Annotated in this window: 15 protein-coding genes, 1 tRNA gene and 1 pseudogene; 6 read left to right on the plus strand and 11 right to left on the minus strand. The window is 63.4% G+C overall.

Features of this window, described 5'->3' with window-relative positions:
- Nucleotides 1-109: 109 nt before the first annotated feature.
- A complete protein-coding gene (locus P8X75_09320) occupies nt 110-916 on the plus strand; it encodes an inositol monophosphatase (GenBank protein ID MEJ1995396.1) in 807 nt (268 codons plus the stop codon).
- A 6-nt stretch (nt 917-922) separates the two neighbouring features.
- Here the strand turns inward: P8X75_09320 and P8X75_09325 are convergent, their stop codons facing one another.
- Complete coding sequence (locus P8X75_09325; protein MEJ1995397.1) at nt 923-1,129, minus strand: hypothetical protein; 207 nt, start codon at nt 1,127-1,129, stop codon at nt 923-925.
- 98 nt (nt 1,130-1,227) lie between these two features.
- Here P8X75_09325 and P8X75_09330 point away from each other — a divergent pair, with 98 nt between their 5' ends.
- Complete coding sequence (locus P8X75_09330) at nt 1,228-2,133, plus strand: LysR substrate-binding domain-containing protein (GenBank protein MEJ1995398.1); 906 nt, start codon at nt 1,228-1,230, stop codon at nt 2,131-2,133.
- 10 nt (nt 2,134-2,143) lie between these two features.
- On the opposite strand, the gene P8X75_09335 is transcribed toward P8X75_09330, so the two are convergent.
- The 10 genes and pseudogenes from P8X75_09335 to P8X75_09380 all read right to left on the minus strand — a co-directional run bounded on the left by P8X75_09335 (nt 2,144) and on the right by P8X75_09380 (nt 10,985).
- Nucleotides 2,144-2,911 carry an SDR family oxidoreductase gene (locus P8X75_09335; GenBank protein ID MEJ1995399.1) on the minus strand — a complete coding sequence of 256 codons (768 nt, stop codon included), beginning with the start codon at nt 2,909-2,911 and terminating at the stop codon, nt 2,144-2,146.
- Nucleotides 2,912-2,941: 30 nt separating this feature from the next.
- Nucleotides 2,942-3,781: a nucleoside triphosphate pyrophosphohydrolase gene (gene mazG / locus P8X75_09340; protein ID MEJ1995400.1), complete on the minus strand. Its 840-nt coding sequence runs from the start codon at nt 3,779-3,781 to the stop codon at nt 2,942-2,944.
- 154 nt (nt 3,782-3,935) lie between these two features.
- On the minus strand, nt 3,936-4,370 hold the full coding sequence (locus P8X75_09345) for a DUF1499 domain-containing protein (protein MEJ1995401.1): 435 nt from the start codon (nt 4,368-4,370) through the stop codon (nt 3,936-3,938).
- Nucleotides 4,370-5,137 (minus strand): MBL fold metallo-hydrolase, encoded by a 768-nt coding sequence (locus P8X75_09350; protein MEJ1995402.1) that lies wholly within the window; start codon nt 5,135-5,137, stop codon nt 4,370-4,372. Before P8X75_09350 ends, P8X75_09345 begins: the two co-directional genes overlap by 1 nt.
- Nucleotides 5,138-5,154: 17 nt before the next feature.
- A complete protein-coding gene (locus P8X75_09355; protein ID MEJ1995403.1) occupies nt 5,155-5,946 on the minus strand; it encodes a TatD family hydrolase in 792 nt (263 codons plus the stop codon).
- A gap of 74 nt (nt 5,947-6,020) precedes the next feature.
- On the minus strand, nt 6,021-7,130 hold the full coding sequence (locus P8X75_09360) for a DNA polymerase III subunit delta' (GenBank protein MEJ1995404.1): 1,110 nt from the start codon (nt 7,128-7,130) through the stop codon (nt 6,021-6,023).
- Complete coding sequence (tmk, locus tag P8X75_09365) at nt 7,127-7,768, minus strand: dTMP kinase (GenBank protein MEJ1995405.1); 642 nt, start codon at nt 7,766-7,768, stop codon at nt 7,127-7,129. The genes P8X75_09360 and tmk overlap by 4 nt, the downstream gene beginning before the upstream one ends.
- Nucleotides 7,769-7,799: 31 nt before the next feature.
- Nucleotides 7,800-8,972, minus strand: a complete 1,173-nt coding sequence (locus P8X75_09370; GenBank protein ID MEJ1995406.1) for a D-alanyl-D-alanine carboxypeptidase — start codon at nt 8,970-8,972, stop codon at nt 7,800-7,802.
- Nucleotides 8,973-9,054: 82 nt separating this feature from the next.
- Nucleotides 9,055-9,756 (minus strand): annotated as a pseudogene (locus tag P8X75_09375) (septal ring lytic transglycosylase RlpA family protein).
- A gap of 200 nt (nt 9,757-9,956) precedes the next feature.
- Nucleotides 9,957-10,985 carry a lytic murein transglycosylase gene (locus P8X75_09380; protein ID MEJ1995407.1) on the minus strand — a complete coding sequence of 343 codons (1,029 nt, stop codon included), beginning with the start codon at nt 10,983-10,985 and terminating at the stop codon, nt 9,957-9,959.
- 131 nt (nt 10,986-11,116) lie between these two features.
- Here P8X75_09380 and P8X75_09385 point away from each other — a divergent pair, with 131 nt between their 5' ends.
- The 4 genes from P8X75_09385 to P8X75_09400 all read left to right on the plus strand — a co-directional run.
- Nucleotides 11,117-11,365: a hypothetical protein gene (locus P8X75_09385; protein ID MEJ1995408.1), complete on the plus strand. Its 249-nt coding sequence runs from the start codon at nt 11,117-11,119 to the stop codon at nt 11,363-11,365.
- Nucleotides 11,366-11,423: 58 nt separating this feature from the next.
- Nucleotides 11,424-11,513, plus strand: a tRNA-Ser gene (locus tag P8X75_09390).
- Between the two features lie 203 nt (nt 11,514-11,716).
- Complete coding sequence (locus tag P8X75_09395; GenBank protein ID MEJ1995409.1) at nt 11,717-12,448, plus strand: PIG-L family deacetylase; 732 nt, start codon at nt 11,717-11,719, stop codon at nt 12,446-12,448.
- Nucleotides 12,448-12,667 (plus strand): 4-carboxy-4-hydroxy-2-oxoadipate aldolase/oxaloacetate decarboxylase (locus P8X75_09400; GenBank protein ID MEJ1995410.1); only part of this gene is annotated, 220 nt, incomplete at its 3' end. The genes P8X75_09395 and P8X75_09400, both read left to right, overlap by 1 nt.

Here is a 12,667-nt window from a genome sequence, read left to right on the forward strand (position 1 = left end):
GAGAAATACGGCCGGGAGGGTAAGCCTTCCCGGCCGTTTTCTTTTGCGGCGCCAAAAGGGGGATTAAGGCCTTTATCTCCCGAACCGGCTGGGCAATAGTCCCTGCGCCATGCAGATCGATATCCAACGAGTCTCCGACCTGATCCGCGAAACCGCCGAGATCGAGGTCATGCCGCGCTACCAGTCACTCGCCGCCCATGAGGTGCGCGAGAAGGAAAAGGGTGACCCGGTCACCGTTGCCGACGAAGCCTCGGAGCTGCGCTTGACCCGCGTTCTGACCGACCTGTTGCCCGGCTCCTGCGTGGTGGGGGAGGAGGCCACCTCCGCCGACCCTGCGCTTTTCGATCTCTTGGCCGACCCCACGCCGGTCTGGATCGTCGATCCCATCGACGGTACCCGGAACTTCGCGAAGGGGCGTCCCGTCTTCGCCGTGATGCTGGCGTTGGTGCAGAAGGGCGTGACCCTGGCCTCCTGGATATACGAACTGCCGGAAGGCCGCATGGCCGTGGCGGAACTGGGGAGCGGGGCCTGGCGCGACGACCAGCGCCTCTCCGTGGCCAAGCCGCCTGCTGAGATTTCCGAGATGGCGGGTACGCTGCACGCCAGCACTTGGGGACAGCCTGATGTGGCGCGGAGCCTGGAGCGCAACCGCTCGAAGATCACTCAGATGAAGAGCCTGGGCTGCGCCGGAGCGGAATATGTGCGCCTCGCCGCGGGGGAAATGGATTTCTCCCTCTTCACCAAGCTGATGCCCTGGGACCATGCACCCGGCGCCCTGCTGCACGCCGAGGCCGGCGGTCTCGCCAAGGTGCTGGAAGGCGAGCGATACAGCCCCCTCATGCGAAAGACGCAGGGCCTCCTCATGGCCGCCGATGAGGAGACCTGGGAAACCCTGCGCCACACGCTCTTCGACTAGACGCCCTTATCCCCAAAGCGAGAGGATGGCGAGGGCGAGGACCGCCACGCCGAGCGACGCTTCGGCTGCGCGCCCGACAGGGCCGGGGCGCTTGTGGTGCCGCCAGCCGCCGGCGCGGGGCGTGCTCGACAGAGGCGAGGGCGGGTGACTGACGCCCGGCTGCTCGCTGCGGGTCGCCGTGCGATAGCTTTCTGAAAGAACCGTGACTAACATTTGAACCTCCTGTAGGCTTTGCTGATAGGAGGAAAATGGCGCTTTCATCTCATAAACGCCAGGCAGCAATATTTCTAAACTGTTAGCTGAGATTATATATGGATTGGGCAAGCATGCCGCCGCTATCAAGCCTCAGATCCTTCGAGGCCGCGGCGCGTCATCGGAGTTACAGCGAGGCGGGGCGCGAGCTCAACGTCACCCACGCAGCCGTGGCGCAGCAGGTGCGCAGGCTGGAGGAATGGCTTGGGACGGGGTTGCTTTTCAGGGAGGGAAGGGGGCTGGCGCTGAGTGACGAGGGGCGCTTGCTCGCTGCCCGGCTGACAGTGGGCTTCGAGACCTTGGCCGAGGGCTTGGCGGAGCTTAGCCAACGCGAAGCCTCCCGGGGCGTGAAGATCACCATGACGCCGAGTTTCGCCGCCAGTTGGATGATGGGCCGGCTCGGCGCGTTCCGGGATCGTCACCCGGAGATCGAACTGATGCTCAGTCCCTCTTCAGCGGTGGTCGATCTGAAGCGCGACGGCTTTGATCTCGCGGTCCGCTACGGCACGGGGAACTGGGAGGGGCTGGAAGTCGAGCCCCTGATCCCCGCGCGGTTCCGTATCGTGGCGGCCAAGTCGCTGTTGAAGGGCCGGAAGATCACGAAGCCCGAGCAGCTGGGCGACTATCCCTGGGTCAATGAACTGGGACTGGATGAGCTGCGGACATGGCTCCGCAGCCGCGGGCTTGAGGACATCCGCTCCAAACAGGGCATGCTGCACCTGCCGGGGCACCTCGTGCTGCCGGCGGTCCGGGAGGGGCAGGGCATTGCATGCACCGCGAGCGTGTTCGTCGAGGAGGATATCCGCCAGGGCCGTCTCGTGTCCCTGTTCGAGAACGATGCGCGGGAGAAGACCGGCTACTACCTGGTGCGCCGCCCGGGGCCTCTGCGCGGTCCGCTGAAGACGGTCATTTCCTGGCTCAAGGAGGAGGCGCGGGCGGACGCGGAGCGCGACCGCCCGGCCTGATAGGCCTCAATCAGTCTTCGCTGCGGGCGAAGTTGAAGGGATTGAAGGCCTGCATGGTGGGCATCATCTCGACAACGTTGATGTTCACGTGCCGGGGCAGGGTCGCCACCCAGTAGATCGCCTCGGCGATATCCTCAGCCGTCATGGGCTGGAGGTTGGCGTAGGGCTGCTTGGCCTTGTCCGAATCCCCTTTGAAACGAACCAGCGAGAACTCGGTCTCGGCCAGGCCGGGCTCAACAGAGGTCACGCGGACGTTCTTGCCGATCAGGTCGGCGCGAAGGTTCAAGGAGAACTGGTGCACGAAGGCCTTGGTTGCCCCGTAGACGTTGCCGCCGGGATAGGGGTAGGTGCCGGCGACCGATCCCAGGTTGATGACGTGGCCGAGGTCGCGCTCGACCATGCCCGGCAGCAGGGCGCGCGTGCAGTAGACGAGGCCCTTGCAGTTGGTGTCGATCATGGTGTCCCAGTCGGACATCTTGGCGGCCTGCGCAGGCTCCAGCCCCAGCGCCAGCCCTGCGTTGTTCACCAGGACGTCGACGGAAGCGAAGTCGGAGGGCAGGGCGGCGACCGCCTCGTTCACGGCCGACTCGTCGCGCACGTCGAGCGCGAGCGGATGGAAAGCCTCCCCCAGTTCCTTGGCCATGGCGTCCAAGCGCTCCTGCCGGCGGCCGGTGCCGATCACCTTGGCGCCTTCATCGATAAAGCGGCGCGCGGTCGCTTCACCGAAGCCGGAGGTAGCACCGGTGATGAACACCGTCAGGGATTTAGGGTCTGTCATATCTTAAACTCCTTTTCCATCACTCTGATATCATTTGCTTTTAGAGGCTTGCCATAGCTCTTCCATCTCGTCGAGATCCGCGTCCTCTATCGAGCGCCCTTGCTTGGCCAGGGCTGCTTCGATCGCCTGGAAGCGGGCTTCGAACTTGGCGTTCGTGCGGCGAAGCGCGGAGTCCGGATCGATCCTCAGGTGCCGCGCGAGGTTGGTCACGGCGAACAGCAAGTCGCCCAGTTCATCCTCCAGGCGGTCGACGGCTGCGTCTTTGTCAATCTCGGTCTTTATCTCGGCGAGTTCCTCTTCGATCTTTTCCAGCACAGGCCTGATCTCAGGCCAGTCGAAGCCGACCCTGGCCGCACGTTTCTGCAGCTTCAATGCCCGGGTTGTCGGGGGCAGGGCGGCGCTGATGCCTTCCAAGACAGAGGGCGCGCGGCCTTCGGCCTTCGCCTTTGCGGCCCGTTCCTCGGCCTTCTGGGTCTCCCAGGCCTTGGTTTGGCTCTCAGCGTCGCGTTCCTGGGCCTCCGCGAAGACGTGGGGATGCCGCCGGACCATCTTGTCGCTGATCGCGCGCGTGACCGCGGAGAAGTCGAAGTGACCGGATTCCTCTGCCATGCGGGCGTGAAAGACCACCTGGAGCAGCAAGTCGCCCAGTTCATCTCGTAGATCCTCCAGGTCACCGCGTTCGATGGCGTCCGCGACCTCATAGGCTTCTTCGATGGTGTAGGGGGCGATCGTGCGGAAGTCCTGCTTCACATCCCAGGGGCAACCGTCTTCCGGATCGCGCAGGCGGCGCATGATGGTGAGGAGCCGTACGATCTCCTCAGCAGCAGTTCTGCCGAGCTCAGGGTGAATCGCATTCTTGGCCTCGGTCATGAGAGGGCCTCGATGGGCGATAGGGCTACCGTGGATGATGCGGGAAGGGTGCCCGTGGTGGCGCTGAACGGTGCCTCTGGTCCCAATCGATAACGCGCATAATGTATATTATGACTAAATTGAACATAGTCAGGAAGATCAAACACTTGCCGTCTCATGCTTCCTCCAACGCCGGCTTCTGTCGTTTCTGGAACCGACGGTAAGCCATCACTCGGCGATCAAGCCGTTCCAGCCATCGGTCTACCCGCTTCCGGTTCACTCCAAAGTCATAGAGACCATAGCGCGATTGGCTGTAAACGGCGATGGAACTGGATCCGTCCGGCAGGCCAACAATCTCGGCCCGCACCTCATCGGGAAAACGCAGCGTCGGTGTCAGCTGGACGTGAAAGCTCTGCATCGTCTCTGGATCTAGCTTGGATTCGACAATGCGCTTCGAATGGGCGGTCACTTGGGTCCAAATCACCCAAAGATCTTCTGGCGGCAGCGGAAATACGGGTGATGTACGGTCGCTGTCATTGCGCCAGCCCTTGGGCGCGGATAGACAGGACCGAGAATCAGGTTTGCGCTGTAAGTTCTTTAAATCAAACATTAAAGATCAATCGACAGTCCATCGTATCCGGGCTCTACGCCGTCGGGACACCGGGCGTTGAGCGCGTCGTAGTCCATGCTGTGGTTCATGTGCATCAAGACGGCCTGCTCGGGCTTGACCCGCTCGATCCATTCGAAGGTCTGTTCGCGGTGCGAATGGGTCGGATGCGGCTTTTCCTGAAGGCAGTCTACGAACCAGACCCTGGTGCCTTCCAGCAGTGAGAACGCTGCCTCGTCCAGCGCCACGACATCGGTGGAATAAGCGAAGTCGCCGATCCTGAAGCCGAGCGTCGTTTGGCCGTATCCGTGGTCCTGCAGGAACGGCCGGACCGTGAAACCGGCGGCCTCGAAGGGCTCCAGGGTTATTTCCCTGTCGTCGATCATGGCGCGGTAGAGCCCCTGGTCGCCGTTCTTCGATGCGAAGGCGTAACCGAACCTTGAACGAAGGCTTTCAGCCGTCTTGGCGTCCATGTAACTGGGAATCGGTCCCTGCCGGAAGGCAAAGGCGCGCAGGTCATCCAGGCCGTGGGTGTGATCGGCGTGGTCGTGGGTAATCAGAACCGCGTCCAAACGCTCGACGCCGGCGTCCAGCATCTGGTTGCGCAGGTCCGGTGAGGTATCGATCAGCAGGCGCCGCCCCTCCTCCTCCACCAGAACCGAGGCCCGCCGACGCCGGTTCTTCGGGTTCGAGGGGTCGCAGGCCCCCCACTCCCCGTTGATCAGGGGGACGCCGCCCGAACTGCCGCTGCCTAGACAGGTAACGCGCATCGCCGCCGCCGTTTCCGTCACGCCTGCGCCGGGGGCGCGGCTTTGGAGAAGAGCTTGTAGAAGTTGGCCGTCGTGGTCTCTTCCAGTTCCTTGGCGCCGACGCCCTTCAATTCCGCGAGCGCTGCGGCGGTATGGCCGACATAGGAAGGCTCGTTGGTCTTCCCGCGGTGCGGGACCGGCGCCAGGAAGGGCGCATCGGTCTCCACCAGCAGGCGCTCCAGCGGCACGCCGCTCAGGGTCTCCCGAAGCTCGTCGCTGCGTTTGAAGGTCACGATCCCGGACACGGAGATATAGAACCCCAGCTCCAAGACGGACGCTGCCAGTTCGGGGCCGGCGGTGAAACAGTGGATCAAGCCCGGATAAGCCCCCTTCTCATACTCGTCTTTCAGGATCGCCACCGTGTCCTCGTCGGCGTCGCGCGTATGGACGATCAACGGCAGTCCCGTCTCGCGGGCCGCTGCGATGTGGGCCCGGAAGGAGCGTTGCTGGTCCTCCCGCGGCGCGTTGTCGTAGTAGTAGTCCAGGCCGGTCTCTCCGATGCCGACGACCGCTGGATCGCCAGCCAGTTCGACGAGTTGGGCGGGATCGCTCAGCCCCTCCTCATCCGCGTGGTGAGGATGCACGCCGACCGAACACCAACAGAGATCCGGGTGGCTTTTGGCGATCTTGAGCACCTCGGGGAAGGTGGAGAGCCTGGTGGAGATGGTCACCATGCCGCCAACGCCGGCGCCCTTGGCCCGTTCGAGCAAGGCTTCGACGTCTTGATCCTTGGCCAGGTAGTCGAGGTGGCAGTGGGAATCGATCAGCATGGTTTCCTTCGGCCCATTTTTGGCCCTTATTTAGAGTGCGCTTGAGTATCTATCTGGGCTTGGCGGCGGGGCTATCAAGCGCTCAGCCGGGCCATATCGTAGAAAACGCCCAGGATCATCTGGCGGCGGTTGGGCGCCGTGGTGTCGGCGCGCGCCAACTGTTCGCTCCACTTATCGCGTAGTTGCATCCAGCCCTCAAGGCCACCGTGGCCGATCAGCCGCTGCATCAGCGCCGCCTCGCCCTCCAACACCGGCGCGGGATAGCTGTCAGCCGCCGCACCGCGGATCATGCGGGCAAGCCACCATAGAAGCAGCTCGCGCAGCGTTTCGAAGGCCCGCCGGTCCTTTGCACCGCCCACGAGGCTGTCGGCGAAGGCGTGCAGCTTTCCCCCCTCCAGACGCGGCAGGTCCTGGAGCAGGGCCGTGAGGCTCTGCAGCAGAATGAGCCCCCCTTCCCTGTGCAGGTCGAGGGCCCGTCCGATGCTGCCTTCCGAGAGCCGCGCCAAGGCTGCGGCCTCTTCAGGCGCCAAGTCCGGTTCCTCGCGGACGAGCAGCTGCGTCACTGTCGCTTCGGGCAAGGGCTTCAGGGCGAGATGACAGCAGCGCGAATGAATCGTGGGCAGCAGGCGGCCCGGCGCGTGACTGACCAGAAGCAGCAGGCTCTTCTCGTTCGGTTCTTCCAGCTCTTTGAGGATCGCGTTGGCGCTGTTCTTGTTCAGGTCCTCGGCGCCATCGACGATGATCACGCGCCACCCGCCGTCGGCGGCCGTCTTGTTGAGGAACTCAGCCGCCTTGCGCACCCTTTCCACCGGGATGGAGGCTTCCGGCCTCCCCTTGTCGTTCAGGCCCTTCTTCAAGATCACCAGGTCGCTGAGGCCACCGGACAGCGCGCGCTTGAAGACCGGATGCTCGGGCTCCATGGCCAGGCTGCTGGGTGCGAGCGCCTCGCCGAACAGGCCCGCTTCCCCCGCGCCGCCTTCACCTTGCGCGAAGAGGAAACGCGCAAAACGGTGCGCCAGTGTCGCCTTGCCGATTCCCTGCTGGCCGGTCAGCAACCAGGCATGGGGCAAACGGCCGCTGTTGTAGGCCCGAAGCAGGACGGACTCCGCCTCACCCTGATCGAAGAGATCGGGATTGGCGGAGGGTGCCGGGAGGTTCTTGTTGTCGGTCAACTCGGCGGTCATGACAGCGTGGTTCCCAAGGCGTCATCGAGCGCGGCGCGCAAGGCGCGGGCAACGGCGGCCTCATCCTTGCTGGCGTCCACGACGCGGCAGCGGGCCGGTTCTTGTTCAGCGATCTTTAGGAAACCCTGGCGGAGCCGTTCGTGGAACGCCGCCCCCATGCTCTCGTAGCGGTCTTCGCCCCCTCCCCGTCTACCAGCGCGCGCCAGGCCGGCGGCGACCGGCAGGTCGAGGATCAGGGTCAGGTCCGGTTTGAAGTCGCCGCAAACGATGCGGTAGAGCTGGTCGTAGACTTTCCTGTCGAGCCCGTGACCGTAGCCCTGATAGGCCAGCGTGGAATCGGCGAAACGATCTGAGACGACCCAGGCCCCGCGCTCCAAGGCGGGCCAGACGAGACTGCGCAAATGGTCTCGGCGGGCGGCGAAGTGGAGCAGGGCTTCGCTCACTCCATCCCAGCGCAGGCTGTCCCCCTTCACTAAGAGCGTCCGAATCTCCTCAGCACCCGGACTGCCGCCGGGCTCGCGCGTCGCGATAACTTCGAGCCCCTGGCTTTGCAGGGCGGTCACAAGAAGACGCTGCTGGGTGGATTTGCCCGCGCCCTCGCCGCCTTCCAAGGTGATGAAACGTCCCCGCTCGCTCATGGCCGAATGGTGGCTGCTCGCGGCCCGGGGGTCAATTGATCCCGGCGCTTCCCAGGACCATGTGCGTGATGCCGGTAAAGAAGCGCCCTATCGGGCCTTGGCGCTCGACCGCATCAGCAGCGACCAGAGGATAGACGATGGGCTCCATGTCCTCGGCTTCGATGCGGAGATCGGCGATGTGCTGGCCCTTTTCGATCGGAGTTTGGACCGGCCCTTCATAGGTCACCTTGACGGTGACGTCGCTGCTGCGGCTGCGCGGCAGGGTGACGCGGATATCCTCGTTTGAGGTTAGGGCCACCTGATCGGCGGTTCCCATCCAGGTCTCCACGCTCTCAACCGTTTCCCCCGCCGTGAAGAGCTCCCGGCTTTCGAACTCGCGGAAGGCCCACTCCAGAAGCCGTCCGGCCTCCTCCGCGCGGGCGCGGTCGCTCGCGAGGCCGTTCACGACCACCAGGATGCGCCGGCCGTTGCGCTCGGCCGATGCCGTAAGGCCATAGCCCGCTTCTTCCGTATGACCCGTCTTCAGGCCGTCCACGCCCGGAATCCCTTGGTAAAGAAGCGGGTTCCGGTTGTGCTGCTTGATGTCGTTCCAGGTGAACTCGGTCTCCGCGAAGTAGTGATAGTACTCGGGGAAATCCCGGATCAGCGCCGCTCCGAGCATCGCCAGCTCGCGGGCGGTCATGTAATGGTTGGGGTTCGGCCATCCCGTCGCATTGGCGAACTGGCTGGTCTCCATGCCAAGCTCCCGGGCCTTCTCGGTCATCTTCGCCGCGAAGGCCTCTTCGCTACCGGCGATGGCCTCGGCGAAGACCACGCAGGCATCGTTTCCTGATTGGATCACGATGCCGCGGATCAGGTCTTCCACACGCACCCGATTGCCGACCTCGACGAACATCTTGGAGCCCCCCATCCGCCAGGCCTTTTCGGAGACCGGGAGTTCGTCGTCGAGCTTGAGGCTGCCGTTCTTCAGACGTTCAAAGACCAGGTACATGGTCATGATCTTGCTCATCGACGCCGGCGGCATGACCTGATCGGCGTCCTTCGAGAGCAGGACCGTGTCGGTGGAGAGGTCGATCACGAAGGCCTCACGCGCAGAGGTGTCGAGCGCAGCGGCGCTCCTGATGCCAAGGCTCAGCCCAATAAGCAAGGCGGCCAATCCCACCAGACTCATCCGCCCCCAGGCGCGTAGATTTCTAACCACCATGAACTCCTTCTCCCTCTCGCCTCTCCCGGCGTCGCTTCTCTCTAGCGGTAAACTTTGCCAAGACTATGGCGGCGCTGAACCGTCAGGCTCCTTCGACCACGATTCGTGAATTCGTGTAGCCGTTGGAAATCATGCGCGAGAGAATCTGATCGGCTTCGTTCACGTCCCGCAAGGGCCCGACACGCACGCGGTAGAACTGCGTCCCGTTCACCAGGGCCGGGGAAATCTGGGCCGGCCCGATTGAGGCCAACTGCAAGCGCAGCTTGTCCGCGTTGTCGTAAATGGAAAAAGCGCCGGCCTGAATATAGAGGCTGGACTGCCCGACCTCGGTTACCTGAATCGGCTGCTGCGGGGAGGTCATGGTCTCAACCTCCTTATGAACCGCCTGCGTGACCGCTTCTGGTTGGGGTTGGGTTGGTGCGGTACCGGGGTTGTTGAGGGTCTCCACCGCGACCTGTTCGGTCGGCGCGGCGGCGGGAAGCGGGTTGTCGCCGCCCCTGCCCTGGGCGATGGCCGCCACCTGCCGGCTTTCCTGTTCCAGGATCTGGACGCGCACCTTCGCCGTGCCGCTGCGCTCGGAATCAAGAAGCTGCGCCGCGCGGCGGGACAAATCGATAATCCGGCCCGAAGCGTAGGGGCCGCGATCATTGACCAGAACCTTGATCGAGCGCCCATTCTCCAGGTTCGTCACCCGCACCACCGAGGGCAGCGGCAGGGTCTTGTGGGCCGCCGAGACCTTGTTCTCGTCGAAGATCGCGCCGTTGGCCGTGCGCTTGCCGTGAAATTGTATGGCTTGCCGACCTTGTACTGGCCGAGATCGCTTGAGATCGAATTGTCCTGAAGCTGCTTTGCGCCGTGCGCGACCAGCTCGACTTCGCTGCAGGCGCTGAGCAAAAGCAAAGCGCATAGTCCGGTGACTCCGGAAAGCTGCCGAGAAAACCTCAACATCTTGTGTCCCCTTATCATCAACCCCACCAGATGAATTTAACGGGCTGCAAGTCGATCGGCAAGCATACCGACGGTCAAGGCATAGAGATGCGCGCAGTTATAGCGAAGAATGCTGCTGTAATTGGAGTAGACGAGGAAGCTTGGACCGTCCGGTCCGTCCGGTTGGACCATGGCCGCGGGAATGTCGACGGCGGGGAGATCCCTGCCGTCGGTGCGGCGCACGCCCAGTCCCTGCCACTCCAAGAGGCTCTTTTGCACGCTGCGGTTCCGCTCCGCCCGGCAACCGCTGTCACCCTGATAGTCCAAGGCTGAAAGCGTGCGCTGGAAATCGGCCGGAAGCCGGACCTCCCTGCCCCAGGTCAGGCTGTCATTCCAACCATGCTGGGCCAGATAGTTCGCGATAGATGCAAAGACGTCGGCTTCGCTGTTCCAGATATCGCGATAGCCGTCGCCGTCGAAATCCTGAGCGTAGGCGAGATAGCTGCTCGGCATGAACTGCGGCTGCCCCATGGCGCCAGCCCAGGAGCCCTTCATGCGCTCAAGCTGGATGTAGCCCTTGTCCGCCATCTCCAGGGCGGCGAAGACCTGCTCGCGAAAGAAGGACGACCGGCGTCGGTCGAAGGCCAAGGTCACCAAACCTGGCAGGACATGCTCGTTGCCGGTGATCGCGCCGAAGCGCGTCTCTATACCCCAGATCGCGACGATGAAGCGGGGTTGCACGCCGTAGCGCGCCGCGACCTGTTCCAGCAGCGCGGCATGCTCGTCCATCCGGCGCTGCCCGACAGAGATGTTCCCGTCCGTGATGACGCGCGCGCTGTAGTCGGAGAGCGTAAGCTTGAACTCAGCCTGGCTACGGTCTCGCTTCAGGACACGTTCGAGAGGCTCGATGTCATTCAGCGCAGCCTCGACAGTGGCGGGCGAAATCCCACGCTGTTCGACGGCTTCGCGCTTCAGTTCCTGTATGAATTCGGGAAAGCCCTCGACGGAATCCGCGCTTGCCCCCGCACAGCCCATGAGGAGCGAGAGGACGATCAACAAGGAAGCGAATCGGGTTACGCGAAGCATGACTATCTTTGCCACAGATTCGCGCCATGCGAAATGGCCGCAGACACAATGTAATACGGCGCGGCACAGACAGTATGCTCCAAAGCCCGCTCCTATTCTCAGGGTCCATTCTGAGAGGGAGAAAGACGTCGATGTCCGGAATTGAACTGCAGAAGTACATCCAAGAGCTCGCCGCGCAGACGGCCACGGCCGCGCAGGAGATGCGCGCCGAAGAACGCCAGGATTTCGTGCTGGGCAAGATGGCCCTTCTGCAGACCTACCTGACCTCGACCGGCCTCAGCGACGGCGCCGCCTTCAACATCGTTCAGGAGTTTCAAGCGCTGGTCGAAGGGCAACCCGACGAAGGCACTTCGAAAAAGCTCGAAAGCGGGCTGGTCTAGCCGGCAGCTTTGCAGCCGAGGTGATAGACATGCCGCTCCGCCCCGCAGCGGACAGGCCGGAGGAGTGGCAGAGCGGTTGAATGCGGCGGTCTTGAAAACCGTTAGGCGCGAGAGCGTCTCGGGGGTTCGAATCCCTCCTCCTCCGCCATCGTTTCCAGGACGCTCCTAAAGCGCCATGCAAGGATCGAATGGCGGCAAAGCGTTAGCCGATTGGCCAGTCTCCCCTGCCCTACATTAGAAAAGATGCGAGCAGGCGCTTGGCGTTTTCCTTTTGCGCCGGAGCGATGGACTGCCCCGCTCTTTAAGTCTGCGCGGGCAGTTCGCCTTATCGCATCTTTTTGTGAGGTGGAGATGTCCGAGAAGACCGCCTTGGTGGTGAGCGCGCACGCCGCCGATTTCGTCTGGCGCTGCGCTGGCGCCATCGCGCTTCACGTTGCGAAAGGGTACCGCGTCACGGTCCTCTGCCTCTCCTTTGGAGAACGAGGCGAAAGCGCCAAACTCTGGAAGCAGGAGGGCATGACCCTGGAGCGGGTCAAGGCGGCCCGCCGCGAGGAAGCCGAGAAGGCCGCAGCCGCCCTCGGGGTGGAGGATATCCGCTTCTTCGATCTGGGCGACTATCCGCTGGAGCTGGACCGCGCCGCGAAGGACCGCCTCGTGGACCTGCTGCGCGAGGTGCAGCCGGCCTTCATCCTCTCCCACTCGCTCTACGACCCCTACAACACCGACCATATGTACACCACCAAAGTGTTGATGGAATGCCGGATGATCGCCCAGGCCTGGGGGCACAAGCCGGGAGAGAAGGTCCTTGGAGCCCCTCAGCTCTACCTCTTCGAACCGCATCAGACCGAACAGATGGGGTGGAAGCCCGATCTCTTCCTGGACATCACGCCGGTGTGGGAGAAGAAGCGGGCGGCCATCGAATGCATGGCCGGTCAGGAGCATCTCTGGGACTACTACACCCGGCTCGCCGAGAACCGGGGGAATCATTTCCGGCGTAATTCCGGCGGCCAGTCCGGCGGGCGGGACTGCCGCTATGCGGAAGGCTTCCAGTCGATCTATCCCCGAACCGTGGATGAACTGTGATGAGCGGCGTGGTCGTACAGAAGATTGAGCGCGCGGATCCTGCTGTCGTGGCGGAATTGGCCGCTTGCGGGGTCGCCACGCTTCACGAGGCGCAGGGTCGCAAGGGGCTTTTGGCTTCATACCTCCGGCCCATCTATGCCGGGGCGCGAGTGGCAGGCAGCGCCGTAACGGTGGAAGTGGCGCCCGGAGACAACTGGATGATGCATGTCGCCATCGAGC

Source organism: Limibacillus sp., from assembly GCA_037379885.1.
In the GTDB taxonomy this organism is placed as follows: domain Bacteria; phylum Pseudomonadota; class Alphaproteobacteria; order Kiloniellales; family CECT-8803; genus JARRJC01.